The organism is Butyricicoccus sp. OF10-2 (assembly GCF_003481925.1).
In the GTDB taxonomy this organism is placed as follows: domain Bacteria; phylum Bacillota; class Clostridia; order Oscillospirales; family Butyricicoccaceae; genus Agathobaculum; species Agathobaculum butyriciproducens.
Genome location: NZ_QUMC01000025.1, coordinates 17,065 through 42,194 on the forward strand (window position 1 = coordinate 17,065; position 25,130 = coordinate 42,194).

The following is a 25,130-nucleotide window of genomic DNA, read 5'->3' on the forward strand; positions in this document are numbered from 1 at the left end:
ATGTGCAGTCTGTTTGGCTTAATCGACTTCAAAGGTGTGCTCAACACTCACACGAAAAACAAAATTCTGAATACGCTGGCTCGTGAGTGTCAGGTGCGCGGCACGGATGCGACCGGTATTGCCTATAACTTCAACGATCGTCTGCGCATCTACAAGCGTCCGATTCCTGCTCGGAAAATGAAAATCCATATTCCGCACGGCGTGAACGTTGTCATGGGACACACCCGTATGACCACACAGGGTAATGCACAGTTTAACCAGAATAACCACCCGTTCCTTGGTCATGTTGACAGCGGTGCTTTTGCACTCGCGCATAACGGCGTTCTCTGGAACGATAAGGAACTCCGCGCTACGGAAAATCTTCCGCTGACGAGCGTAGAAACAGACAGCTACATTGCCGTCCAGCTCTTAGAGAAGAACAAGACCCTCGACTTTGACAGCCTGCAAGCTATGGCTGAAAAGGTCGAGGGTTCTTTTGTGTTTACGGTGCTGGATAAGAACGATGCTATCTGGTTTGTGGTTGGCGATAACCCGCTGTGCATCATGTTTTACGACGGCTACCTGCTCTACGCTTCCACACAGGAAATCCTGTGCAAGACCACCAAGAAGTTAAAGCTGAACACACCCTCTGACATTCTGGAGCCAAAGGAGGGCGAGATTTTGAAGATCGACCGAGCGGGACATATCACTACCGGCAGCTTTATGCCGAAAACCAGCTATGAGCACTGGTGGCGGCGTTATCCCTATTACCGCGACTATTATGAGGACACACCTGCCCACTACGACGATTTGTTCAGCGTAGCAAAGGCGTTCGGCGTAACGGCAGATGAAATTCAGGTGTTGCTCGACTACGGCTGTTCAGAGGAAGAGATCGAAGAAATGCTGTACGACCCGCCGCTGCTCCATGAAGTGACCGGAGAGCTGTTATATGCATACTAAGAGAGGAGGACGAATAACATGGGTTTATTCGGCGTGCTTTGGGTACTCGGTGAAGTGCTGGAAGCATTGGACGATCTGCTCGATCTGACCGATGATGTGTAGTTTCAAAAACGCCTGACTTTCGGCACATTGATTTTGAAACGAGTTTTGGAACAAAAACTGCCCTCGGAATACCACATTCCGAGGGCAAATTTTTTTGTTTCATAAACGAAGATTTTTGCAACAGGAGGACGATATGAAGCACTATAAATTCGGATATGCCCGTGTCAGCACCGAACAGCAGAACCTTGCGCGACAGCTTGATATGCTGACACAGTACGGCGTGGACTACATTTTCAATGAGAAAATGACCGGCACCAAACGCGATCGTCCGGAGCTGAACAAACTGCTCGACCGTATGATGGAGGGCGACACGGTGGTGATTGAGAGCCTGTCCCGCTTGGGCCGCAGCACTAAAGACCTGATTGAGCTGGTGGAACTGTTCCGCGAACGCGGTGTGCATCTGGTCAGCCTGAAAGAGCAGATCGACACCTCCACACCGGCAGGCAAGCTGCTGTTTACGCTGATGAGTGCCGTCGCGCAGTTCGAGCGTGATGTGATTGCAGAGCGCACCAAAGAGGGTTTGGATGCCGCCAGAGCACGCGGCCATATCGGCGGCAGACCGCGCACCAATGCACAAAAAGTCAAGCAGGCTGTGAAGCTCTATCATACCAAACAGTATACCGTTCGGGAGATTGAGGAGCTGACCGGGGTGAAGAAGGCAACGTTGTATCGGAATCTAAAGTAGCAATCATCCGCATTAACGCTCTTCCACAATAACGCCAATAATCTGAAAATCTGTGACTTCACCATATATAATGTACCTTCATGAACCAACATATCTCCTTCATATTCAGAACCATATCCCGTTTGGTTCATAAAAGTCTGACCGCCTAAGTGACAAGGCATTGTGAAGGGTATCCTTGCCCCCTCTTTAATCTTCCCTTCCGGAATACGAGATAATTCCTTGAATAGTTCGGCAGCAAAAGAAGGGCGTCGTAAATAAGTACTGGAGATATATGCTCCGGAGAGCTTCTTTAAACCTGTCATGGTAAGAATATCTTTCGTCTTTATTACCTGATAAGGACTTCTCATGACAACCAGCGATAAACTCTTCCAATTAGATGTAATACCAAATTTTCTAAATACTAAAAACTTCTTTTTAGAATAATAGAACTTATCCATAATCGGTGTAGTTTTGGTCCTTGCATCTAAAAATGCATACATAGAATTATCTGCATTCACCTCATAAATGCAAGAAACACACGAATCAGCAATCTCCTGCCGTTGAATATTATTTAATTGCTGATACAGCTCAATTTGCTGTTTCTCTGCATCATCTATTTGATGCCGCAGATTTTCAATCAATTTATCAAGATCCGCAATTTTCTGATTAATTACATCCTTAGTATTCATAAAGCACTCTCCTTTTCCCTAAATTACTCTAACAACGGCTGGTTCTGTGCCTCCAATTTGGTATTGCACGCAATGATGCCGCATCGCTGGTACAGACACTCTATAATGACCACATCACACGCGTTTCGCGGGTACAGCACAGCATGGCCTGCGGCTTTGAGAAGCGCCTGCGTTTCCTCTACCGTAAGCTGAAAGCCAAATGCAAGCTGTATCAGCTTGTCCCGTGTCGGTGTATAAATACCGTCGAAAAGCTGGTAGCCATAGGTACGCGCCAAGCCTGCCGCACGGATTACTGCCGCTCTTGTCAGCTGTTTGCGTTCCAGCAGGTCCGCTAACAGCTCCGGTACGGTTTTATTCTGCAACTCGTCAGCGTTCTCCTGAACAAAGGCTGCTGCATCTGGCTTGCTGCGCAGAATATCCATCAATTCGCCTGTGGTCTTTTCCATCTGTATCACCGTTTCTGTCATCTATTGATTCCCATTATAACACAGAACCTTTTCCGCTTAAAATCAAATTCTAATCTGATCTGAACTCATCAGTAAAACCGCATCGGAGGCATTACAGATGAACAACAATAAGAAAACTAAGAAAAAGCGTCACAACGGTGAGGGCAGTATCCGCCAGAAACCGAATGGGCGCTACGAAGTCCGTATCTCCGGCCGAGATATGGAAACCGGTAAATCGACTCGTATTTCCAAGTACGCCGATACACTTGATGAAGCTGTTGATATACAGCACGCTTTGAGTGTCGCTATGGTACAGACACCGCAGTATTTACAAAACAATACGACCGTAGGCGAATGGCTGGATAACTGGCTGACGACTTATATGCAGCACACGCTCAAGCAGTCCACCTATAAGAGCTATGAAACCTATGTCCGCAAGCATTTCAAACCGTCGCTCGGCACTATCAAGCTGAAAGAGCTGACCCCGCGTACGCTCCAGATATTCTACAACTACAAGCAGGAGCAGGAGAAATTATCTCCCAAAACCATTTCCAATCTGAATATGTGTTTACATAAGGCTCTTGCGCAGGCACAGTCCGAGGGACTGATTCTCTCCAATCCGTCTGGCAGTGTAAGCCTGCCGCCGCTCATCAAACCGCATATTGAGGTTTTGACCCGTGAACAGCAGGCCCGCTTGGTGCAGGCAAGCTATCAGTTCCGGTATGGCGTATTCGTGCGGATGACCTTGGTAACTGGCTTACGATTGGGTGAGGTCGTCGGCCTGCGCTGGTGTGATATTGATTTCTATACGAATATGCTTCATGTCAACCAGACACTCAATCGTTTACAGCGCTATGATGATGACGAGGCCGACAGCAAAACCGAGATCGTTACGCAGACACCGAAATCGCAGAACAGCATCCGCAGTATCCCCATGCTGCCCGAACTAGTGATGGACCTCCAGAACTGGCGAACCGTGCAAATGCAGGATGCCGCCGCGCTAGGCACTGCCTACTTCGACAGCGGTCTGATTGCTACGCAGGAGAACGGCCTCTATGTCGAGCCTCGCCTCATGCGCGAATATTATCAGAAGATGCTGGCTACGGCCAATTTGCCGAACTACAACTTTCATGCACTGCGGCATACCTTTGCGACCCGTGCAATGGAGCAGGGCATGGATGCGAAAACGCTTTCGATCCTGCTGGGACATTATTCTGTTGGATTTACGCTGGATACCTATGCTCATGTGCTGACTGACCAGAAATGGACTGCGATGCAAACGATGGCGAATATGTATAATATGGAGCCGCCGCTGCGTCAGCCGATCCAGTTCTTTTGAGAGAGAAATAAAGCTGCCCCGAGCGGGCAGCTTTATTTTTTTGCCTAAATCTTATAGTAATTTCTTCAGCAATCGATCCATCTTTTCATACTGTCCTGCAGAATCTATTCCTTCTATTAAGGGGAATATTTCTATAAATGGATAGATTTCAGTGCCTAATATTTGCTTATCATATGCTGTTTGCAGTCGTTCCTTAGACTTGCATTTACCATACATAATACAAAGACCGCATACTAATTCATTTTCCTCGATTGGACTAATTGAAAATAAATACTTAAACACCAAATCTTTTACATAATAGCGTCGTACACTACTATAATCACTAAATTTTGCATCTACGATCATATATTGGGAATCGCCATTTTCTTCAATTTTAATCAGAAAATCTGGCACATAGTAATGACCGCCTTGCCTACAGTCATCTTCATTACCCGCATACACAGATATAGAATTATTTCTATACAACCCGATACCATTTACAGAGCGCTGATCTGTATCAAAAATTACAGGCTGATAATATAAAGTAATCCTTTTCTGACCATTTTTTAATACAAATGTATTTCGTACAGAAGTATTTTTGTATTTCCATCGTTTTGATACCGGATATACGCAACGTCTAGAAGACTCCAATGAATACCCTCTATCTCTGAAATAGCAAAGGAATTTCGCCAAAAGATAACTTTCATACAAAGCTGAAATTTTAATAAAGGAGAGCATAAAATGTTCTTTAGAAAAATTATATATTCCAAAACTAAACCATTGATGAATTCTAACGAATATTCGATTATATTGTGGAACGGAGAGAAAAATTGCAGTCGGTCTAGGGGGTACTATATGTTGATCTAGGGGGATACGAAGAATATCACTATACATTCCCCATAAATATGTAAATTTTTCAGACAATTTCTCCAACTGAGTCTTTCCATCCTCTATCATTTTTCTTGTTTCAGAAAACATAAAAAATGATGAATAAATGTACTCTGAGCTATAATCTTCATCATTGGGGATTTTACTTAATAGATTACAGCAATATCCTTGCAAAGATTGTACCGAATCAATCATATTCCTTAGAAATGCTAAAATCACTCTATTCTCATATATATCATATGAGCGTGTATTTTGAACAGTTTCTGTTTTCTGTGGTTGATACACACGATTTCCAATAAATATACCTTGCGTACTATTTACTTGCCGCAAGTACTCTGGATGCGTTGCTGTATATGACAGCGTTCCCTGCGTCACATATTGTATTCGCTCTAGTCTCTCAATTACAGACATCTTTTCCAACTTGAATCTGCTATTAGCTTTGAAATATCCATAACTACTCTCATATATAGCTGCAATCTCTTCTGCTAACAAAATCTGTGTCGCAAGACTACGGTACCCATTCTCTTTAAGCCCAGATGGTTTTTTCGGTTTGAGTTCTCCATTTAACAAAAGCCATTCTTGATTATTATAAACAAATCTAGCCATTGCTTCTACCGAATTATTAAGTTCCTCTCGTCGCACCAAAATCGGTAAATACTCTGAATTCAGCGTACATTCTTGTCCATCTACTAATATAAGCGTAATAGACAACTCCGCAAACCCATAACAATCTAGAAAAATTCGTCTATTGCTTATCCCTCGACTAGGAAAATAAATTCGTCCATTATTGTAAACAGAGGACTCAAGCACATCATTGACATATACACGAACATCAGCAATTCGGTTCAAATCTTCACAATTCAATCGCATTTCATAACTTAAATCAGCGAAAATTTTATTGTTATTGCCCGTAGAATTCTCTATAATATGCTCTAGTCCAGCTTGGCGATTATCTATCCACCTACAAACTTACCCCCAGAGAACTTGCAATGAAAATTATCCTGGATGTGATCGAGAATACCGGAATTACAGCCACCGCAGGTATTGGTACGAATCTTTATTTATGTAAAGTCGCAATGGATATCTTGGCAAAACATATCCCTGCGGATGAGAACGGCGTGCGCATCGCAGAGCTGGATGAGATGACCTACCGTCAAACCATGTGGTCGCACCAGCCACTCACCGATTTCTGGCGGGTTGGACGTGGATACGCCAAGAAGTTAGAGGCACACGGAATGTTTACCATGGGCGATGTTGCGCGAATGTCGGTATGCAATGAGGATCTTCTTTACCAGCTCTTTGGGAAAAACGCTGAGTTGTTGATTGACCATTCGTGGGGCTGGGAACCCTGTACCATCCAAGCGGTTAAGGCATATCATCCAGTGAAAACAGCCTTGGTTCCGGTCAGGTTCTGCATTGCCCGTATTCCGCAGAAAGGGCTCGGTTGGTGCTGAGAGAAATGGCAGAGCAACTGGCACTGGATTTGGTGAGTAAGAAGCTGATGACCGACCAGATTGTTCTGACGGTCGGCTATGACATTGAGAACCTAACTGATCCGGCACGGCGAAATCGTTATCATGGCCCAATAGTCAAGGATCACTATGGCCGCGAGGTTCCAAAGCACGCCCATGGAACCGAGCGCCTGAACGATTATACCTCTTCTACAAAGAAAATCATGGGGGCAGCTACAGCGCTCTTTGATCGTATTGTGAATACCGACCTCATGGTGCGGCGACTTAACATCGTTGCGGGTCGGGTGATTTCAGAGAGTGAGGCGATGGCCAGAGAGGGCAAATTTGAGCAGATGGATCTGTTCACCGATTATGCTGCCGTTGAGGCTCGTCGAAAACAAGAGCAAGCAGAACTGGATCGGGAGCGAAAAATGCAGGAGGTTATGCTCACTATTAAGAAGATGGTGCCCATACGAACTATGAATTATCGGCGCATAGACCGCACGGTTGCAGGACATATTCGACCCATCCGTTACAGCTGTACCCTCAGTCTGTGAGGGGGAACATCGTATAGGAGAAGGCGGCAGCGGGATGAATCTGCTGTGGCTGCAGATAAACTTTGCGCGCTTCCAAGCTGAGGAGTTTACACTGAATTTGGGATGGCCGCTATGCCCGTGTCAGCCTGCCCAGTGGAAACTTCAGCAGCACACACGCTTCTGTAACGGCTGTGTCGGCTGACAGAAGCGTGGAATGGGCTGGAACTTTAATCAGTTTTTGTGGATACAGTGGTCAAAACATCCATAGACTCCCTTGAGCCGCTGGCGGCTCAAGGGAGTTTTTTACGATAAATTCAGATTCCTCGATAAATCTCGATTTGCCCTTGCATAAAGAAAAAAATAAATGTATAATTATTAGACACTTGATTGTGAGGAGTGCAGAGAAGAATGTCCATTGAAACGTCGAAAAAGAAAAAAGGCATCCAGATGCCCCACACGTACATTATTCTGTTTCTGATCGTGTTGGTTGTCTGCCTGCTGACCTACGTGATTCCTGCCGGCCAGTTTGAGCGCCAGGAGGATGCCAGCGGCCGTATGCTGATTGTACCGGGTACATACACTCAGGTGGAATCGTCACCGGTTTCACCGCTGGAAATCCCCATGGCTTTTGTGAGAACTCTGGGCAGCTCCAGCGTAAACGAGATCATCTTCTTTATTTTCATCATCGGCGGCGCCTTTGAGCTGATTATGCAGACAGGATGATCACCGCCTTTTGTGCCAAGCTGGGCAAGATGTTTGCGGGAAAAGAAAAGCTGCTCATCCCCATCTTCATTACGGTCTTTGCCGTAGGCGGCTTCACCATGGGAATGTCTGTGGAGGTTCTGGTGTTTGTGCCTATTGGGATTGCAGTGGCCAAGGCAGTGGGCTATGATACCATCACAGGTACAGCCATGATCGCCATGGGCTCCATCGTGGGCTTTACGGCGGGCATCTATAATCCCTTTAATGTGGGTGTGGCTCAGTCCATCGCGGGTGTGACTCCCATGTTCTCCGGAGCCTGGTATCGCTGGATTATCCTGGTGGCGTTTATTGTTGTGACCAGCCTGTATATTATTCATTACGCGGAGAAGGTAAAGAAGAATCCCTCCAAGAACCTGATGGGGAACGAGGATTCCAACCTGGAGGATGTGGATGTATCTGCGATTGAAGTGACCGGACGGCACAAGCTGATCCTTCTGGCCGTTGTCATCGCGCTTGCCGTTTTGATTTACGGCGTGGCCTACTTGGGATGGTTTATCACCGAAATGGCTACTTTGTTTTTGGCGCTGGGTGTGGTATGCGGTATTCTGGCCGGGTTCAGCGGCAACAAGATCTGCGATCTGTATGTGCAGGGCATGGCCAATATCACCTTCGGTGCGATGATTGTGGGAGTGGCCGGTACGATCAATACCGTTATGGTGGACGGCATGATCATTGATACCATTATCAATGCCTTGGCCAATGCGATTGTGGCACTGCCCAGCTCGGTAAAGATCATCGGTATGTTCCTGGTGCAGAACATCATCAACCTGCCCATCAACTCTGGTACGGGCCAGGCGGCAGCCACCATGCCGATCATGCGCCTGTGGGCGATCTGGTGGGCCTGACCCGCCAGAGCACTGTGCTGGCCTTCCAGCTGGGTGACGGCCTGACCAATGCCATCTACCCCACTTCGTCCACCATGCTGGGATTTTTGGCTGCGTCCAAGATTCCCTATTCCGTGTGGCTGAAGTACGTCATTAAGCTGGTGATTTTGCTCAGCCTGGTTTCTATGGCCTTCCTGGCTTTGGCTGTGGTGATCGGTTACTGATCCGTTTAGAGCTGGCCGCCGCAACTGCATGGCGCGACGGCAGGATATTATAAATTTCAAAGATATAGGATGGGACATGCCATGGAAGAAATTCAGAAGCAAATTGCGAATATCGTTTCAGAGCTGATGCCGCAGCTGTGCGCGCTGAGCGACGAAATTTTTGATTACGCCGAGCCGGGCTATGAGGAGTACCGCTCCTCAGCTGCGCTGACAAAGTGGCTGCGAGCCCACGATTTTGAAGTAACCATTCCCTACGCCGGGCTGGATACGGCTTTTTGTGCCGTGTACCGCCACAAGGGAGGGCGGGCTGCCGGAGGGCGCGCAGTAGGATTTTTAGGGGAATATGATGCGCTGCGGGGCCAGGGACATGGCTGCGCCCACCATATGCAGACCCCTGCCATGATCGGCGCGGCAATGGCCCTGCGGGGAGTGCTGGAGTCTTCGGACCAGCCCTTTGAGATCCATGTGATCGGGACGCCCAGCGAGGAGTCGCTGGACGGAGGCAAAAACGAGATGGCCGCCCACGGCGGGTTTGACCATATTGATGTGGCCTTCATGGTGCACGGCAGCACATTGACCCAGCTGGAGACGCCCTCTCTGGCTCTGATCGAGATGGATGTGGAATTTCACGGCAAAACCGCCCACGCGGGTATTGCGCCTTATGCTGGGCGCAGCGCAGTGGATGCGGTGACCATGCTGCAGACAGGGCTTGGGCTCATGCGCAATCACCTCAAGGATTCCAGCCGGGTGAGCAATATTGTGCTGGCTGGGGGGACGGCAGTCAACTCCGTGCCCGATTTTGCCAAGGTTAAGGTAGAGATCCGCCACTCCTCCATGGCGTATCTGGAGAGCGTGGAGCAGTGGACCCGGGAGATTGCCCAGGCTGCTGCCATGGCTACCCAGACACAGGTACAAATTACCCCTGTGGCGCATATTTACAACACCACCATCAATGATGCCATGGGTGCGCTGCTGATGGAGTGTGCAGAAAAATTTGCGTGTGACGGAATTGCTCCGCCCCGGAAGGACTGCGGTTCTACCGATTTCGGCGCGGTGACCCACCGGCTGCCCAGCTGCTGCCTGCGGGTAAAGACCATCGAGACAGATGATCCTCCTCACACGGACGCATGGGTAAAGACCGGGAAAGAGGCGCGGGCTCATCAGGGCATCTATGACGGTGCTGTGTGCTGTGCACTGGCTGCCTTCCGCCTTGTGACGGATGAGGCTGCCTGGCAGGATGTGTACCAGTGTTTCCTTGCGCACCAAAAGGAGAATTGAGGAATGGAAGAACTCTCACGGGAATGCCTGATGGAGACACTGGATGTGTTTTCCGGGCTGAAGCGCATCGGCGGTTCGGAAGATGAGCACCGTGCCTGCGGCTATCTGATCAAGAAGCTGCAGGAATGGGGCATTCCATGCCGCGTGTATGAGTGTGACGGATATGTCTCCACTCCTATAGAAGCGTCAGTTACTGTAGAGGGGATGGATCAGACCTTTGAAGCCCTTCCCCGTTCCTTCTCCGCCCATTGTCCGGACGGAGTGACCGCCCCCTTGTTTTATGATGTCCATGCCCACGACCAGCTGAAGCCCAGACAGGAGCAGGATTGGTACGCGGGGGCGCGGGGCTGCATCGTGATTGGGGACAATTTTTATGAGGACTATGTTCAAAAGCTGCGGGGATACGGTGTAAAGGGCCTGATCCATCTGTGGACCAGCGAGGAGCCTGTGCTTCACTACGAGACGGTCAGCCCTGTGTGGGGCACCGCGGAGCCTGAAAACGGAAAAACTATCCTGATTTTCCGGTGGTGGGCCTGAGAAGCTGTGACAGAGAATCCATACTGCCCTTGCTGACGCCTGGAGCCTGCAGCCGTACCGCGACGGTGCGCAGCGTACTGCAGTGTGGATGTGTGCGTCTTCAGATCCCTGTAGCCGAGCTGGCCGGTGAAACGCCGGAGTATGTGCTGGTGGGCAGCCACTATGACTCCTGGGATTATGGTGTGACGGATAATGCCACCGGGAATGCCGCTGTGTTGGAACTGGCACGGGTACTGTCCCAGAAGCAGCTGCGGCGGGGTGTCAAAATCGCGTGGTGGCCGGCCCACTCCAACGGACGGTATGCCGGGAGCACTTGGTACTGCGATGAGCAGTTTGAGGACCTGGATGCCCGTTGTGTGGCGCTGGTCAACATGGACTCTCCCGGCTGTATGGGAGCGCAGGAGATCGGGTTTTCCACGTCCGGTGTGGCAGGGGATACCCTTGGGGATATCCTGCGTCGGTGCACCGGGCAGGCTGAGGTGGTGATCCGCCCGCTGGGGCGGGGATCAGACCTGTCATTTTTCGGGCCGCGCATTCCCATCCAGGTGTCCTTTGACTTTTATCAGACGCCGCCCAACCGTGGCCGCTGGCACTGTGCAGGCAGCGGCGGAGGCTGGTGGTGGCATTCCGTGGAGGATACCATGGATAAGGTGGACCCCCAGCTTCTGATGAGGGATACACGGGTGCTGGTGGAGCTGGTAAAAGAGTTTGCTGATGAAGCGCATCTTCCCTTTGACGCGGCAGGGTGTCTGGCGCAAATGAGAGATACTGTGGCAGACATCCGGACCCATTGCGGCGATGACTTTGATTTCGCTCCTGTAGAACGGGCACTGGAGGAGCTGGACAAGGCCTGTGCCAGGCGTATCTGCTTTTCCAGTGACAGACAGGCGAAGGAGGCAGGAGGCCGGCTGACGAGACTGCTGTGCAGTGCCTGTGATGAATATCACTTTGACAACACATTTGCAGTGGGCCTGCTGCCCGGTCTGCAGCTGGTCAGGGGCAAGCACCGCAACGACCTGCCACCTCAGGAATTTTTGTATTGGCGGACAGCCTTCCGCCGGCAGGTGAACCGCTTTGTATCTGAGTGCACAAGCATTGTCCAAGCACTGAACAGCGACGCGGACAGTGTGGTATGATAGAGAAAGGGGATATGGATTATGCAGACCAATATCAAAGAGTATGACGAATCGTTTGATCTTACCCAGGCACTCCAAAAGAAGGGCACCAAGGAATATGGTTTTATTCATTTGGCCCAGCGGGCCAACGGTTCATGGGTGAATATTCCCATTATGCTGGCGGTGGGCGCCCAGGACGGTCCCACGTTGGTGGTGGATGCCTGCAACCACGGCGACGAGTATGAGGGTACTGAGGGAATTATCAAGACCTTTGAGGGGCTGGATGTATCCAAGATGAAGGGAAGCTTCATTGGAATCCCTGCCCTGAATGCAGAGGCCTTTGCCGAAATGAAGCGCTATAATACCCTGGACTTTGTGCCCCAGGATCTGAATCGCATCTATCCGGGCGGAACCGGCCCCATGACGGCTTATGTGTGCAGCTGGTACTGTGAGAACATCATCAAGAAGGCTGACGCGGTGATCTGCATCCACGGCGGCGGCAACAGCGAGTATCTGGAGCCTGTTGTGCTGTACTGCGGAGAGGAGTCTCCTGTGGCGTATAAATCCCGTGAAATGGCCCAGTGCTTTGGCTTTAAGGTCTTGTGGAAGAACACCCGCTACGCGGAGAACAGCGGAATTGAGGATGAGTATGCCTATCAGATGGGCATTCCCTGCATTACACCCGAGATCGGCGGACAGTGCACCCGCATGTATCAGCGGGATGAGCACAAGCAGATGTTGGAGACCGGAATTCGCAATGTGATGACCCTGCTGGGGATTCTGGAGGGCAGCGTGCCCGCCAATGAGGGCGTACACCACTATGACATTGATTATATCTATAACCGCAACGGCGGGATTCATGTGCCTGTGAAGAAGGCAATGGATTCTGTGCGTAAGGGCGACACGCTTTCCATCATTACGAACCTGTTCGGAGAGGAAGTGGATCGGGTCATTGCTCCCTTTGACGGTGTGGTCATCGGGTACTGGACATATTCTGTCTGTCCTCCTCATGGCTGGGTATACATGGTTGGCAAGCCTGTGGATGGGGAGTAAAGCGCCCAGATCCATGCATCCTGCAAATCGAAGTGCCAGTTGAGTATCCTAGATACGAACAGGGCAGAAGCAGAGTGGGCTGTACATGGCCTGCAGAAATGAAAAAGGGCACCCTTTTGGATGCCCCAGTCTGTCGAAAAAGTCCAGCGAAAGCTGGGCTTTTTCGTTTGTAAACGGGAAAAATGAGTGGTGAGGGATGCTGAAACGGGGAAAAATGGAGCACAATGACCGGGTGTCTGGACATGCTGACAGCCAGCTTAGCTGGTGGTTTTGACTTGAGCTTATGCAATCAACAGCTTCTTATTGTTGGATAGACAACTTGATTTTCTGATAGGTGTTCCAATCAATGAGGTTTTGTTTGCGAAGGACCTCATTGAAGTAATCAAACCAGATTCGTTTCGTCAAAGCCTCGCGGCTTGGTTTTCTCATACGCAGGCCCCCTTTGCTACAGTATGCCTGATCTTTTGGGCGGTCATACCTGGCATGATGATAAAAAATGAATCTGCTCATTTTCCAAGGAGCAGGGCCTGTGCGAGGGTAATTGGGCCCCTTTTGGTGATCGACTGCACTGAGATTGTTCCGTAGGGTAAGGTTGTATCTCATATACCGCTCTTGTTGCTTTGTGGATGGCGATGGAACATATATTCCAGATCTGGCTCTTTTGTGGACAGGATTCCCGCTTGTAATCTCTGGTTGCTTAACATATGCCAAAGCGACGAGCAAACGGGGAGGGAAATATCCGCAAACGAAAGGACGGACGCTGGGAGGGTCGGTACACAGTCGGTCACGATCCAGAAACAGGAAAGGCCATCATTAAAAACGTCCTTGGAAAGACGCAAGCGGAAGTCAAGGAAAAGCTGAAGAAAGCCATCGAGGAAAATGTGGGCATCGACTACGGACGGGCCAAGACCTACACCGTGGGTAACTGGTTAGAAGTGTGGTATGAGAACTATGCCAAAATCAAAATGCGCCCATCCACCTACCTGACCTATCATGGCTACATCGAAAACCACATCAAGCCGCAGCTCGGCAAGATCCCGTTGAATGATCTGACGACGCTGCATCTGCAACAGTTCTACAAGAAATTGTTGGCAGAAGGGCGGGTAGAGCGAATCGAAGCACAGAAGCAGCCCAAGGGACTGAGCGCCAAAACAGTGCGCAACATCCATCAAATCATTTCCTCTGCCCTGAAGCTGGCAGTCGAGCAGCGGCTGATCGCCCACAATCCGGCAGACGGCTGTGCACTGCCGAAGGCGGAGCGCAAATCAGATTTGATCTTATCATCAATTCCGTTGATAGAATCTATATTTGTAGCTTTAGAAATCCAGCCTTTTGATTTCAGATATTCATAGATTTTCTTTTTAGTGACTTTGCCTTTTTGCTTGGAAACAGGGTGTATGAACATATCTTTAATCAACTGCTTTTTATGCTCTGTAGAAAGCGGTTGACCATCAATTTTTAATGGATTTAATTCGTTGAGCAACATATACTCGCTATATAGTAAAGAATCCTTAGGCAGAACAGGGTCACCTGTGTAAGTACAGCGACCGATTAAATTGACGAGAAATGCTTCAGCTGAATGATCAAGATCAATCAGTTGATTAAAGTTCCAAGGATAAATTTTTTCTTTGCTACCAGTCTCAGAACGAACAGCCCAGTGATGTGCTGCTTTATCATTTAGTGGACCGACATAATACGGAACACGGAATTCAAATGTTTTTCTAATCTTTTCAGCGGGAGTGTAACCATCACTTTGCTGTTGCACCAGAAAAGGTAGATATGAAGAAGCATTTTTCAATATTGCATCTAATTCGCGCAGTTGAAGCTGATAGGGGATAACTCCATTTTCAGAGCTTCGCAAACGCGGCAGAAAAGAACCATCAACGATTTTTTGATATATAGTTGCAATGACAGGGGATTTGGATTCCGCCATTTCAGGCAAAGACTTTTTTAGGAATTTGCAAAAAGCCTCCTGTGAGCAAGTGTAATCGCCGCTTTTATGATGATATTGGCTATAGGCAGCATAATTATCAAGCTTGTCCTCTTTGTCACAAAAAATAGAGTTATATCGTTCAATGCAGTGCGCCTTAATATAATCTTTAAGTGCTCTTAAGTCAATGTTATTTTGCTTATATACAGCAATTTTGGCATCGCAAAGGTATCTGTGCGTACCGATAATTTCCGAAAAGCGTGCGGCATCGTATACATCTTTGGCAGCAGTAACTACGGATATATGATCATCTAATACCTCACAAAGTTCATTGTAATTTGCATCAAGATCATTTTGCAGCGTAATTTTCTTGGCATCTTTAAATCGGTCATCACCGAACAGATTGGAGAGTGCAACAGACCTTCCTGCCAGCAATTCAGAAATGTAAAAGGGAGAAATTCCGGCTTCATTTTTGCTGGGCTTCTTTAGACCTTCGGTAAGTAAAGCTGCCTTTTCCGTAACTCGCATATTAGGAGTTTTCAAAATGTTTAGATAATTATCCGTATTGTGCGGAACAAAATCCAATCCGTATGCATCTGATAAAAGAGTACAAAAATCATCGAACTTATCCCTTAAAGATGAGTCATTGTCCGATGTTTCCGATATTTCGTAGAGGAAATGTCCCCGTGATTTCATCAAATGATGTAGTGCAAGATAGACAAGACGGACATCATGCGAATCTGTGGAATGTGCTAATTCACTGCGAAGATGATATGTGGTTGGATACTGGGCGTGATAATCGCAGTCATTAAAATTGGAATCGGAGAATAGAGAATATTTAGAATTTATACTTTTATCTTCCTGCCATAAATCACTCTCATGCATACGGGCTAAAAATTGAGGATCCTTTTCATTTAATGCAGGAGCAAAGAGCATTTCTAAAATATCAAGACGTTGTTTTCTGCGCTGCAAGCGACGCCTTGCAGCACGATGAGTACGGCGCTCTGCAGCAGTTGATGCATCGGGGAACAGACGAACACCCCACATGGCTTTCCCTTTACATTTTAGAACATGATACATGGTATCTGTAACGGCCCAGCCGACAGAACTGCTGCCGGCATCTATTCCGAGATAATAAGGAATCTGTGTTTTTCTTTCATTTTCTTTATCTCCCTGATTGACAAATTGGTGGTTTTGGTGGATAATAACGATGTACCAATGATTTACTACCATTAGGTATTACACTACAAGTTCAAATAAGCTTTTAGCGCAAGCGCCGTGTATGCGGCTCCACAGTGTGTGGAACAAGAGATCTCTTAGGAGATCTCTTTGTATTTTGTCCAATTATTTTGCGACAATTTAACTTTTATTGGTTTAATATTACCACAATGGGCATCAAATAGCAATATTTTACAATGTGTATAAACTACAAAATATAAAAGACTGACTGATACCACATAAGTATATCAGTCAGTCTTTTTGTTTTCTTCATCAAAACGGCGGCGGAATATGCGAATGATGCGCAGTATATCCTTCTGCTCGTCCAAAGTCATGGAGGACAACTGTGCGTCGATTTTCCGTTTGATCTCATTGGTTTCCGGTTGTTTCTGTGGGACTTCCTCGGCAGGAACGATCAATTCATAAAACGATATATCCAATGCGGTGGCAATACGGTTCAGCGTTTCGATCGTCGGATTGCGCAGACCGCGTTCGATTTGTCCCAAGTGTGCAGCGTTCAGATCGGCTTTGAAAGATAATTCTTCCAAGCTGATGCCCTGTGCGTTGCGGAAAGTCCGGATTCGTTTGCCGATTGCAGCCGAAATATCAGTCATTGGCAACACCTCTCATACCATCATAGAGGTAGTTGTTCCAATCGGCAAATTGATATATACACTTGTAAATAGTGATTGTTATATCATTCACAAATGAGGCTGGAAATGATATACTGTGCATAAGAAAGCAAAGGGGAGGGGATCGCGTGAAGTGTCCAAAGTGCGGTTCGGAAAATACGCAGTATGTGGCTGTTCATCATTCTGGCAGCAGCGGATCGTTTACAGATGCCTGCTGCGGTATGATGATTTTCGGGCCGATCGGCATATTGTGCGGCCTGTGCGGAGCAAGTCCGGGATTTACCGATGATTACTGGGTGTGCCATTCCTGCGGTAAAAAGTTTCAAGCGGGGACTGCGAAAGCAGCGGAAAAGGCTCGGCAGGAGAAAATTCAACAAGAACTTAATGCAAAAGCCAGGCGAAAAGCATTGCTGTCGGCAGCGAATCCAGTAATACTCCAGAATATCGACAACGAAGTGATAGAAGCTGAAAACCGCTATAAGGCTTTGAAAGCTCGCCTGAAAGCGGATAAGCAGGCATTTTTGCAAGAGTACCCGGCGTGTAAGGTACAGAATACATTCCGGATGATTGGGAGAGGAATCATCATTGCATTGATGGGCTTTATAGCATTTCTGGCTATTGATATGGACGAACTGATTACGATAATTATCTGGTTTCTTGCTGCAATGGTGATTGGAGTAATGTGCATGATGCCGCCGTATTACATAAAGCTATCACCAGCCTTAACCGAGTTAAACGAAGCAGTCGAAAATGCAAAGAAATATAAAGAGTATTTAGATAGACTGAAAAAGGCTCGTGATGAAGAAAACGGTGTATGAATGGCTGATGGCAGTCGGCCATCGAGCAGGCTGTCATCAACGCGCAGATAGGAGCTTTTACTGGAAAGGCAGGAAGTTTCCGCTGTGTGCCCGCTGTACAGGTGTTCTGGTTGGATATATTCTCGCTGTGCCAGCGTATACGGTTTGTAGAAAGAACGTGAGCGTGTATGCCGTTTGCTGTATCCCACTGGTGATAGACGGTTTAACTCAGCTATGGGAGTGGCGGGTGTCTACCAATCGAAGAAGATTTGCAACAGGCGCTTTAGCGGGATATGGTATCTGCTCCATGGCGATAACGTTGCTGTTATTCGTAAAAAATTTAATGCTAAGGAGTTGGTAAAAGATGTTCTGTCCAAATTGCGGTACGGAAATTAAGGAGAAGAAAACATTTTGTCCGAAATGCGGCTCTCCGCTGGGCGTAGAGGCAGTTCAAGAGGACACAAAGACGGTGGAAGCTGCTGCAAGCACAGAAAACGTTCATGAGAATGTAATACCACCACAGGGAGCGCCAGTACCATCGAAAAAGGGCGGTAAAAAGAAGTTTATCATCGGCGGTATTGTGGCGGTTGTACTGATTTTGATTGCAGTGATGATTGGTACGTCTGGTGGTAATACAGGCTCGACCAGCACGGACACTTATATCGAAACCGTACAAAATGGCTATCTCGGCGAATTTACCGATATGACGGTGCAGAAATTGCTCAGCAGCTACTATGAAGATCTGCTGGGATGCACAGCCGAGTGGGACGGCGGAGAGAACGATGATGGTCAGCAGATTGTTGAAGTAAAATATACAGATGAAACTGTGGGCGACACAACGATTCAGTTCAAAATGCTGGACGAGCAGGTGTTCAAAATTTCTGCTTTTCATGATCCCAATACAGAGATTGAAAAGGCAAGCGACCTTGCGGCAGAGTTAAACAGTCTATACTTTATGGCTTACACCACAAAGCATGAAACAGAACTCGACAGCGCAGAGAAGATGAAAGTCTTTATTGATCAGCTGGATCAGATCTCTGGTTCTGCAGTGTTGTATGGTGCGGCAGCAAACTATACGGGTGATCGCGCACAGCTTTGTACACTGTTTGGTGAGGACGCATTGGAAACCTCGGTTCCGTGGGTACTGGATGCGTATGGCTATCTGGATATGAACGACTATGCACAGCAGGACACTGCTGATACGACAGCAGTAGAACCGGCATCGACTGCGGATGCTTCGTCGGCTGATTACATTTTTCCGAGTGATCGGCAGTACATCACCGAGGACAATATGGCAGGCTGGAATCAAAAGACGGCGCTGCTGGCCCGCAATGAGATTTATGCTCGACATGGTTATGTGTTCAAGACGCAGGAAATCCAGAATTACTTTGCGGCTAAATCGTGGTATACGCCAAATTCGTCCTATGATGGAAGCGATTTGAGTGATGTAGAAAAGGCGAATGTCGATACTATTTCTGCATATGAGCAGAAGATGGGCTGGACCGAGCAGGATGTTTCGCCGACAAAGTTGGCGCAGGGTGCGGTCAGCAGCTATGTGGAGAGCCAAGGCGATTACTGTACCGGTTTCGACTATGTTAGACCATATGCAGAGAACGAATATTTGGTCTGTGCAAAGATTGGTGAGTATGAATGGGAGGCCGAATATATTGTAGAGGTCAACGGCTCTGACGCATGGGTAATCGGCCGTCTGGACGGCGGTGTGTTTAGACCGGTATAAAAGCCAAAAGCCCGAGCGGGAAACCGCTCGGGCTGACAGCAACGTGACAGCAATCACGATAAAAACAACCGAAACTGTATGTGCTATATGTACTCAAAAAACGGGATGATGAACTGAATAAGACGGAATAACACAGAAAAAGATGCAAAAAATCAAAACTTTGCTTTTCAAATCTCTCTGTCTCCGCCATGAAAGCTGCACTTTTTGTTATGAGAAGTGCAGCTTTTCTGCATTTATAAATGGAAAACGATAACTTTTAGAACGACTTAACTTTCCTTGACAGCAATCGTGACAGAATTTGTTGTAAAACACCAAAAACATAGCATGGCTTTTATGAAAAAGATGAAACTTCAAAAACTTCGTAAAAAACAGTTGACAGCTGCGTGTTTATCGCGCTACAATAACATCGTAAGATAACGAGGACGTACTCGTAAAATAACGAGGACGTACACGTTAACCAATAAAGCACTGTTATGCCGATGAAAGTGAGGTGTCGTTCGGCATGGGAGTTACCATGAAGGAAATCGCCGAGCGTGCCGGCGTTCATCCGTCAACGGTCGATAAGGTCGTACATCACCGTGTAGGTGTCAGCGATGAGGTCCGCGCAAGAGTGCAGGCCATTATTAACGAGTTGGGCTATACGCCCAATCCGAGCGGCCGTGTGCTGCAGCGTCAAGGCAAAGTGTACCGCATTTCTGCCATTCTGGTGCAGGTGGATGCACTGCCGTACCTGAAAAAAGGTATCGAACGCGGTGTAAAAGAGCAGACTGGTTTCGATATTGAAGTCAGCTATGCAGTTACCGGGTTCCAGGAAGCCAAGAGGCAGAGCGAGTATATCGACAAGGCCATCAACGAGCAGTCCGACGGCATCATCCTCAGTCCGATCAACGCAGATTGTGTGCGTCGAGCGATTAACCGGGCGGCTGATGCAGGTATTCCTGTTATCACCACCGATTCGGATATCGCCGGTTCGCGCCGTACCTGCTGTGTCAGCATTGACAGCGCAAGAGCCAGCCGCATTGCCGGTCGGCTGATGGGGCAGTTTCTGAACGGAAACGGCAAGATTGCCATCATTTCGAGTGCGATTGAGACAGAAAACAACAACTACTATGTGCAGATGCGTGAACAGGGATTTGCGGATTTTCTGAAAGTGGAGTATCCGCAGATTGAGATCGTATCGCGCGTGGAGAGCTTCGAAAATCCGCAGATCACCTATGAAAAAACGGTGCAGCTGTTAGCAGAACAGCCGAATCTGCGCGGAATTTACATTACCTGCGGCGGCGTAGCACAGGTCGGCAGGGCGCTGATCGAAACCGGTCGTGCGAACGATGTTCGTGTGCTTTGCTACGAGGATTATCCCGAAATCGTAGAGCTGATGCGACAGGGCGTTGTAGATTGGACACTCGGCGGTGAAAAAGACGAGCAGGGCGCGCTTCCGGTCAAGCTGATCATGGATCAGCTCGTATTCGGTAGAAAACCCGTGATCCACCGTATTTTTACCGACATCCGTATTCTGGTTAAGGAATGTTTTTCATAAAAATATTTGCGAATCCCGCAGATATTTTTTTGTAGAGATTTACGAGTACGTACTCGTAAATCGAAAAATCGGCTGATACAGCGATAAAAACATAAAATCCCGTCAAAAGATATTTGCTAAATAACAGCAGATATTTTTTATAGAGAATTACGAGTACGTCCTCGTAAAGAAAAAATTGCATAAATGAGAAGAAATTACATACTTGAGGAGGAAATATCATGGAAGAACTGAAAATCGGTCTGGTAGGCACGGGCGCAATCGGCCGCACGCACATTGAGCGTATCAACAACACCCTGCAGGGTGCAAAGGTAGTCGGCTGCGCGGACGCAAATGTTGATTTCTGCAAGTCGGTTGCCGAGAAGTACGCCATCAAGGCTTGGGAGAGCGGCGAGGAGATGATCGCTTCGGACGAAATCGACGCCGTTGTTGTTACCACGCTCGATCCGTTTCACGAGCAGTACGTCATGGCGGCAATCAAGGCCGGCAAGTATGTATTCTGCGAAAAGCCGCTGGCACCCGAGGCGGATGCCTGCAAGCGCATCGTAGAGGCTGAGATGGCCGCCGGCAAGCAGCTGGTTCAGGTCGGCTTCATGCGCCGCTATGACCCGGGCTACAATCAGCTCAAGAAAGCTATCGATTCCGGCAAGTACGGCCTGCCGCTCATGCTGCACTGCGTACACCGCAACTATGACGCACCGGGTTTTACCACTTCTATGCCGGTTGAGAACTCCATGATCCACGAAATCGACGTTCTGCGCTGGCTGCTCGGTGAAAACTACAAGACTGCCGAGGTCGTATTCCCCAAGACCACCCGCAACGCGGAAGGCGAGCTGCGCGACCCGCAGATCATGTATCTGACCACCGAATCCGGCGTGCGCATTGATGTAGAATCCTTCGTAAATTGCCGCTACGGCTATGACGTCCGCTGCGAGGTCGTCTGCGAGGAGGGCTGCATCAACCTGCCCGAGCCGGCAAACGCCATGATCCGTACCAACGATTCCCGCGTAACGCCCATCTGCCACGACTGGTCCGAGCGCTTCCCGGAAGCGTACAATATCGAATTCCAGTCCTGGATCAACGCCTGCAAGGAAGGCCGCGTAGACGGTCCGTCCGCGTGGGACGGCTATACCGCACAGGTAACTGCAAAGGCCGCTTCCGAGGCGCGTGACACCCAGTCTGTTGTTGAAATCAAGTATGACGCAATGCCGGACTTCTATAAGAAATAACTTATCTTCTCTTTTTATTTTCTACTTCTCTTTCGCGTGCCGCGGTGCATCGGACGCCGCGGCACGAGCGAAGAACACTCTGAAAGGATATGCAAAATGAGATTCTGCTTAAATACCGACTGTCTCGGCTACATGCCGTTTGAAGAAATGCTTGATACCGTTGCGGAACTCGGCTACGAGTCCATCGAAATCGCCTGCGGCAACTGGTCCAAAGCGCCGCATATTGACCTCGATGCCATGCTGGCAAGCGAGGAGACCCGCAAGAACTACATGGATGCGATTACAAAGCGCGGACTGGTGCTTGAGGTGCTCAACTGCTCGGGCAACCAGCTTGCACCGAACGAGGAGGGCAAGCTGCATCAGGAGGTAGTCGAAAAGACCTTTAAGCTGGCAGGTCTACTCGGCGTCAAGAAAATCGTTATGATGAGCGGCTGCCCGGGCGGTTCGGCGGAGGATCACACCCCGAACTGGATCGTAACGAGCTGGCCGCCGATCACCACCAAGATTCTCAACTGGCAGTGGGATGAGGTGCTCATTCCGTACTGGAAGAAAACCGTCGAGTTGGCAAAGGCCAACGGCATTGAGAAGATCGCACTCGAGAACCACGGCTGCCAGATGGTCTACAATCCGGAAACGCTCATTCGTCTGCGTGACGCAGTCGGCCCGATGGTCGGCATGAACCTCGATCCGAGCCATCTGATGTGGATGGGCGGCGATCCGGTCGCCGCAGTACACAAGCTGGGCGCGGACCGCATTTACCATGTACACGCCAAGGACGTCCGCATCGAACGCAACTATATCGGTCCGGACGGCGTACTCGACACCAAGACCATCGACCAGTTTGCAAAGCGCACATGGAACTATGTTGCACTCGGTCACGGCCATGATGTCAGCTGGTGGAAGGAATTCCTGTCCTGCCTGAGCATGGAGGGCTATGACGGCCCGATCAGCCAAGAGATGGAGGATCTGACTATGCCGGCACTGACCGGACTGAAAAAGTCCACCACCGTACTCAAGGAAGCAATGCCCTGCGATCTGTAAAAAGTAACGCTTCGGCGCTATTGAATAAAAAAGAGAGACCCCTGAAGAGAAAAACGAGAGGAAAGAAAGGACAATTATCATGAAAAAGAGACTGTTAGCGATGACTCTGGCAAGCGCACTGTGTGCAGGTATGCTGGCGGGCTGCGGCGGCTCCCCTGCGAGCGACAACGGCGGCTCCTCCGCAGACAGCGGCAGCAGCGGTAACGCTTACAACATCTCGGTTATCGTAAAGCTGACCGACGGCCACTTCAACAAGGTTATGGCAGGTGCAAAAGCATACGCCGATGAGCACGACAACGTAAACGTAGATATCCAGTCTCCGACGTCGGCAACGTCCTACGATGAGCAGGTCAACATGATCGAGACCTCGCTCGGCAACCCGAGCATTGACGCGCTGGTACTGGCTCCGCTGCAGTCGAATTCTGCTTCCACGCTGGTTGCGAACACCGATAAGGTTGTAATCGCACTCGATACCGACTTTACCTCGGACAAGAAGCTCGCGTTTGTCGGCACCGGCAACAAGGACGCTGCCAAGAGCGGCGGCACGGCAGCCGTAGAAGCCGCCAAGGCGAACGGTGTTGACAAGCCGACTGTCCTTATCGTTACCGGCGTACAGGGCGACGAGACGCACGAAGCACGTCTGGCCGGCTACAAGGAAGGCGTTGAGGAAGCCGGCGGCGAGGTCATTGAGGTGCAGTACTGCGACGGTCTGGCTGAGAAGGCTGCAACCGCAATGGAATCCGTTATGCAGATGTATCCGGACGGCATTGATGTTGTTCTTTCCTCCAACGATGACATGGCAATGAGCGTTGTTAAGATCATCAAGGACTCCGGCAACGCCAAGTATGCCGACACCATCGTGTGCGGCTTTGACGGCAATACCTCCGCTATCTCCGCCATCAAGGACGGTACGCTCGGCATGGATATCGCCCAGCTCGGCTACGACATGGGCTATAAGGCAGTGGAAGCTGCGGTAAAGGCGCTGGAAGGCGAACAGGTTGATTCCTTCATCGACTCCGGTTCCAAGGTCGTTGACTCCACCAACTGCGATGAGTACATCGACGACATGAAGGCTAAGGGTCTGTGGGAGTAATTCGCAGACCGGCTGCACGCTGTTAAATCTCTTTTTCCTTTGGAAAAACGGTCGGGTCTGACGCTCCAACGTTCCCAATCGTACCGCCTCGGGACGGCGGTATTTGCCCAAGGGTGATAATGCTGAAACACACAGCGCACAGGACGAAGGTCCTGTGCGCTGTTTCGGTTCTTTGCTTGCAAAGCGGACATAAACAAAAAGTATCCACAGCCTGTGGATACTTTTGCGGCTGCACATCATATTATAAAAAGGAATCAGCCGGTCGGCTGATTCCTTTTTGCTCAATATCCCGTTTTAAGCAGTTTTCGTGCAGCCGCAAACGCCCTTTCCTCGCCCTCGTCGCGCAGAATACGCAGCAGGGATTCCAGCGCGGCGGCGGTATCCGGATGGATGATATAGTGATCGACCGAGTGTGCATAGTAATCATACGGATCGCTGTCGCGGTAGGCAGCACCGCGATAGGTCTTGCTGGCGGCTACGCGGTCGCAGAACATCTCTATTACATATTGAATGGGCATTTTCATGCCGCACATACCGGAGCCGTCGGCGGCGTAGTCGATCCAGTACTCCAGATGATGCTTATTCCGGCCCTTATGATGCAGCCATGCTGCGCTGTAGCCCTTTTCGCGGCGTTCGATTTCGTTCGGGCTGCGGTTGCCTGATAATATTTTGCACCGGCGGAAAACTCCACCGGACTGAACTTGCTCAAATCGTGCGTCAGTCCCTGCCAGTATAATCCAACGCGCCAGCAGTGCCGGAGAACCAGAAAACGATGGTGCTGCACCGTGCGCAGATGTGAAAGCCATTTCATGGCATGCGCCCTCCTTTTTTCGGACTGATAGTATTCTACCATGCTGTGCGGAAAAAGAAAAGCAAAAAACAATGTGCAATGTGTGTCACAGGGAACTCGCGCTTTACGTTTTTTGCGCATTGTGATAAACTATAGCAGTTCAGACAGATACTGCATCGGGTGCATGCATACAGCACACAAATACCATTATCAATTTCATTTGCCATGCGGCAGTATGCCCGCGTAAAATTTCCGCGCTCTTTACGCGCGGTGCACGCTGCTTTAATTGTGCGGTGTTGCCT

At 49.0% G+C, this 25,130-nt stretch carries 20 protein-coding genes and 4 pseudogenes; 18 read left to right on the forward strand and 6 right to left on the reverse strand.

The genetic code is table 11. From position 1 onward, the window contains the following. Together DXB00_RS12320 and DXB00_RS12325 are read left to right on the forward strand one after the other, a co-directional pair. Entirely contained in the window at positions 1-939 is a 939-nt protein-coding gene (locus DXB00_RS12320; RefSeq protein ID WP_118729635.1) for a class II glutamine amidotransferase, read from the forward strand. Between the two features lie 235 nt (positions 940-1,174). Next, positions 1,175-1,726: a recombinase family protein gene (locus DXB00_RS12325; RefSeq protein ID WP_118729636.1), complete on the forward strand. Its 552-nt coding sequence runs from the start codon at positions 1,175-1,177 to the stop codon at positions 1,724-1,726. Here DXB00_RS12325 and DXB00_RS16195 read toward each other — a convergent pair. Together DXB00_RS16195 and DXB00_RS12330 are read right to left on the reverse strand one after the other, a co-directional pair. Next, positions 1,645-2,394, reverse strand: a complete 750-nt coding sequence (locus DXB00_RS16195; protein WP_147358090.1) for a hypothetical protein — start codon at positions 2,392-2,394, stop codon at positions 1,645-1,647. The two genes, DXB00_RS12325 and DXB00_RS16195, sit on opposite strands and share 82 nt — an antisense overlap. A 23-nt stretch (positions 2,395-2,417) precedes the next feature. Then, complete coding sequence (locus tag DXB00_RS12330; RefSeq protein WP_147359218.1) at positions 2,418-2,840, reverse strand: helix-turn-helix transcriptional regulator; 423 nt, start codon at positions 2,838-2,840, stop codon at positions 2,418-2,420. A gap of 118 nt (positions 2,841-2,958) precedes the next feature. On the opposite strand from DXB00_RS12330, the gene DXB00_RS12335 reads away from it, so the two are divergent. Beyond that, positions 2,959-4,179, forward strand: coding sequence for a tyrosine-type recombinase/integrase (locus DXB00_RS12335; protein WP_118729638.1), 1,221 nt, complete (start codon positions 2,959-2,961; stop codon positions 4,177-4,179). Positions 4,180-4,230: 51 nt separating this feature from the next. Here the strand turns inward: DXB00_RS12335 and DXB00_RS16200 are convergent, their stop codons facing one another. Next, positions 4,231-5,910 (reverse strand): hypothetical protein, encoded by a 1,680-nt coding sequence (locus DXB00_RS16200; protein WP_147358091.1) that lies wholly within the window; start codon positions 5,908-5,910, stop codon positions 4,231-4,233. A gap of 83 nt (positions 5,911-5,993) precedes the next feature. Between DXB00_RS16200 and DXB00_RS12345 the strand changes: the two are divergent. The 8 genes and pseudogenes from DXB00_RS12345 to DXB00_RS18285 all read left to right on the forward strand — a co-directional run. Beyond that, positions 5,994-7,054 (forward strand): annotated as a pseudogene (locus DXB00_RS12345) (DinB/UmuC family translesion DNA polymerase); the annotation flags it as partial. A gap of 387 nt (positions 7,055-7,441) precedes the next feature. Then, positions 7,442-7,756: a hypothetical protein gene (locus DXB00_RS17760; RefSeq protein ID WP_119215005.1), complete on the forward strand. Its 315-nt coding sequence runs from the start codon at positions 7,442-7,444 to the stop codon at positions 7,754-7,756. Between the two features lie 29 nt (positions 7,757-7,785). Then, a pseudogene (locus tag DXB00_RS12355) lies at positions 7,786-8,843 on the forward strand (YfcC family protein). Positions 8,844-8,924: 81 nt separating this feature from the next. Next, complete coding sequence (locus DXB00_RS12365; protein WP_158574692.1) at positions 8,925-10,121, forward strand: amidohydrolase; 1,197 nt, start codon at positions 8,925-8,927, stop codon at positions 10,119-10,121. 3 nt (positions 10,122-10,124) lie between these two features. Next, a complete protein-coding gene (locus DXB00_RS12370; protein ID WP_119215008.1) occupies positions 10,125-10,658 on the forward strand; it encodes a hypothetical protein in 534 nt (177 codons plus the stop codon). 92 nt (positions 10,659-10,750) lie between these two features. Beyond that, positions 10,751-11,794 carry a M28 family metallopeptidase gene (locus DXB00_RS12375; RefSeq protein WP_158581319.1) on the forward strand — a complete coding sequence of 348 codons (1,044 nt, stop codon included), beginning with the start codon at positions 10,751-10,753 and terminating at the stop codon, positions 11,792-11,794. A gap of 21 nt (positions 11,795-11,815) precedes the next feature. Beyond that, positions 11,816-12,826 (forward strand): succinylglutamate desuccinylase/aspartoacylase family protein, encoded by a 1,011-nt coding sequence (locus tag DXB00_RS12380; RefSeq protein WP_110435970.1) that lies wholly within the window; start codon positions 11,816-11,818, stop codon positions 12,824-12,826. A gap of 965 nt (positions 12,827-13,791) precedes the next feature. Next, positions 13,792-13,995, forward strand: a pseudogene (locus DXB00_RS18285) (N-terminal phage integrase SAM-like domain-containing protein); the annotation flags it as partial. On the opposite strand, the gene cas9 reads toward DXB00_RS18285, so the two are convergent. Together cas9 and DXB00_RS12395 are read right to left on the reverse strand one after the other, a co-directional pair. Continuing rightward, positions 13,995-15,989, reverse strand: coding sequence for a type II CRISPR RNA-guided endonuclease Cas9 (cas9, locus tag DXB00_RS17355; RefSeq protein WP_119215010.1), 1,995 nt, complete (start codon positions 15,987-15,989; stop codon positions 13,995-13,997). The pseudogene DXB00_RS18285 and the gene cas9 overlap by 1 nt on opposite strands. Before the next feature lie 233 nt (positions 15,990-16,222). Next, positions 16,223-16,588 (reverse strand): helix-turn-helix domain-containing protein, encoded by a 366-nt coding sequence (locus DXB00_RS12395; RefSeq protein WP_118729644.1) that lies wholly within the window; start codon positions 16,586-16,588, stop codon positions 16,223-16,225. A 146-nt stretch (positions 16,589-16,734) separates the two neighbouring features. Here DXB00_RS12395 and DXB00_RS12400 point away from each other — a divergent pair, with 146 nt between their 5' ends. The 7 genes from DXB00_RS12400 (at position 16,735) to DXB00_RS12430 (ending at position 24,038) form a co-directional block, all read left to right on the forward strand. After that, a complete protein-coding gene (locus DXB00_RS12400; protein WP_110435973.1) occupies positions 16,735-17,424 on the forward strand; it encodes a hypothetical protein in 690 nt (229 codons plus the stop codon). Positions 17,425-17,431: 7 nt separating this feature from the next. Next, positions 17,432-17,764 (forward strand): DUF2085 domain-containing protein, encoded by a 333-nt coding sequence (locus DXB00_RS18290; RefSeq protein WP_442861148.1) that lies wholly within the window; start codon positions 17,432-17,434, stop codon positions 17,762-17,764. A gap of 3 nt (positions 17,765-17,767) precedes the next feature. Next, a complete protein-coding gene (locus DXB00_RS12410) occupies positions 17,768-19,141 on the forward strand; it encodes a YARHG domain-containing protein (RefSeq protein ID WP_118729701.1) in 1,374 nt (457 codons plus the stop codon). 502 nt (positions 19,142-19,643) lie between these two features. Then, the gene (locus DXB00_RS12415; protein WP_118729646.1) at positions 19,644-20,678 is read left to right on the forward strand and encodes a LacI family DNA-binding transcriptional regulator; all 1,035 of its coding nucleotides are present in this window, start codon (positions 19,644-19,646) and stop codon (positions 20,676-20,678) included. A gap of 218 nt (positions 20,679-20,896) precedes the next feature. Next, positions 20,897-21,904 carry a Gfo/Idh/MocA family protein gene (locus DXB00_RS12420; protein WP_118729647.1) on the forward strand — a complete coding sequence of 336 codons (1,008 nt, stop codon included), beginning with the start codon at positions 20,897-20,899 and terminating at the stop codon, positions 21,902-21,904. Positions 21,905-22,000: 96 nt separating this feature from the next. Next, complete coding sequence (locus DXB00_RS12425; protein WP_118729648.1) at positions 22,001-22,945, forward strand: sugar phosphate isomerase/epimerase family protein; 945 nt, start codon at positions 22,001-22,003, stop codon at positions 22,943-22,945. 79 nt (positions 22,946-23,024) lie between these two features. Continuing rightward, positions 23,025-24,038 carry a sugar ABC transporter substrate-binding protein gene (locus DXB00_RS12430; protein WP_118729649.1) on the forward strand — a complete coding sequence of 338 codons (1,014 nt, stop codon included), beginning with the start codon at positions 23,025-23,027 and terminating at the stop codon, positions 24,036-24,038. Positions 24,039-24,319: 281 nt separating this feature from the next. On the opposite strand, the pseudogene DXB00_RS12435 reads toward DXB00_RS12430, so the two are convergent. Further along, positions 24,320-24,969: pseudogene (locus tag DXB00_RS12435) on the reverse strand (DUF5662 family protein). Positions 24,970-25,130: the final 161 nt, after the last annotated feature.

Coding starts and splice junctions, on each gene's coding strand:
- DXB00_RS12335 (WP_118729638.1), top strand. CDS start 2,959: ATGAACAACAATAAGAAAACTAAGAAAAAGCGTCACAACGGTGAGGGC.
- DXB00_RS12380 (WP_110435970.1), top strand. CDS start 11,816: ATGCAGACCAATATCAAAGAGTATGACGAATCGTTTGATCTTACCCAG.
- DXB00_RS12325 (WP_118729636.1), top strand. CDS start 1,175: ATGAAGCACTATAAATTCGGATATGCCCGTGTCAGCACCGAACAGCAG.
- DXB00_RS12430 (WP_118729649.1), top strand. CDS start 23,025: ATGAAAAAGAGACTGTTAGCGATGACTCTGGCAAGCGCACTGTGTGCA.
- DXB00_RS12330 (WP_147359218.1), bottom strand. CDS start 2,840: ATGGAAAAGACCACAGGCGAATTGATGGATATTCTGCGCAGCAAGCCA.
- DXB00_RS12415 (WP_118729646.1), top strand. CDS start 19,644: ATGGGAGTTACCATGAAGGAAATCGCCGAGCGTGCCGGCGTTCATCCG.
- DXB00_RS12395 (WP_118729644.1), bottom strand. CDS start 16,588: ATGACTGATATTTCGGCTGCAATCGGCAAACGAATCCGGACTTTCCGC.
- cas9 (WP_119215010.1), bottom strand. CDS start 15,989: ATGGTAGTAAATCATTGGTACATCGTTATTATCCACCAAAACCACCAA.
- DXB00_RS12320 (WP_118729635.1), top strand. CDS start 1: ATGTGCAGTCTGTTTGGCTTAATCGACTTCAAAGGTGTGCTCAACACT.
- DXB00_RS17760 (WP_119215005.1), top strand. CDS start 7,442: ATGTCCATTGAAACGTCGAAAAAGAAAAAAGGCATCCAGATGCCCCAC.
- DXB00_RS12420 (WP_118729647.1), top strand. CDS start 20,897: ATGGAAGAACTGAAAATCGGTCTGGTAGGCACGGGCGCAATCGGCCGC.
- DXB00_RS18290 (WP_442861148.1), top strand. CDS start 17,432: ATGGCAGTCGGCCATCGAGCAGGCTGTCATCAACGCGCAGATAGGAGC.
- DXB00_RS16195 (WP_147358090.1), bottom strand. CDS start 2,394: ATGAATACTAAGGATGTAATTAATCAGAAAATTGCGGATCTTGATAAA.
- DXB00_RS12425 (WP_118729648.1), top strand. CDS start 22,001: ATGAGATTCTGCTTAAATACCGACTGTCTCGGCTACATGCCGTTTGAA.
- DXB00_RS12370 (WP_119215008.1), top strand. CDS start 10,125: ATGGAAGAACTCTCACGGGAATGCCTGATGGAGACACTGGATGTGTTT.
- DXB00_RS12365 (WP_158574692.1), top strand. CDS start 8,925: ATGGAAGAAATTCAGAAGCAAATTGCGAATATCGTTTCAGAGCTGATG.
- DXB00_RS12410 (WP_118729701.1), top strand. CDS start 17,768: ATGTTCTGTCCAAATTGCGGTACGGAAATTAAGGAGAAGAAAACATTT.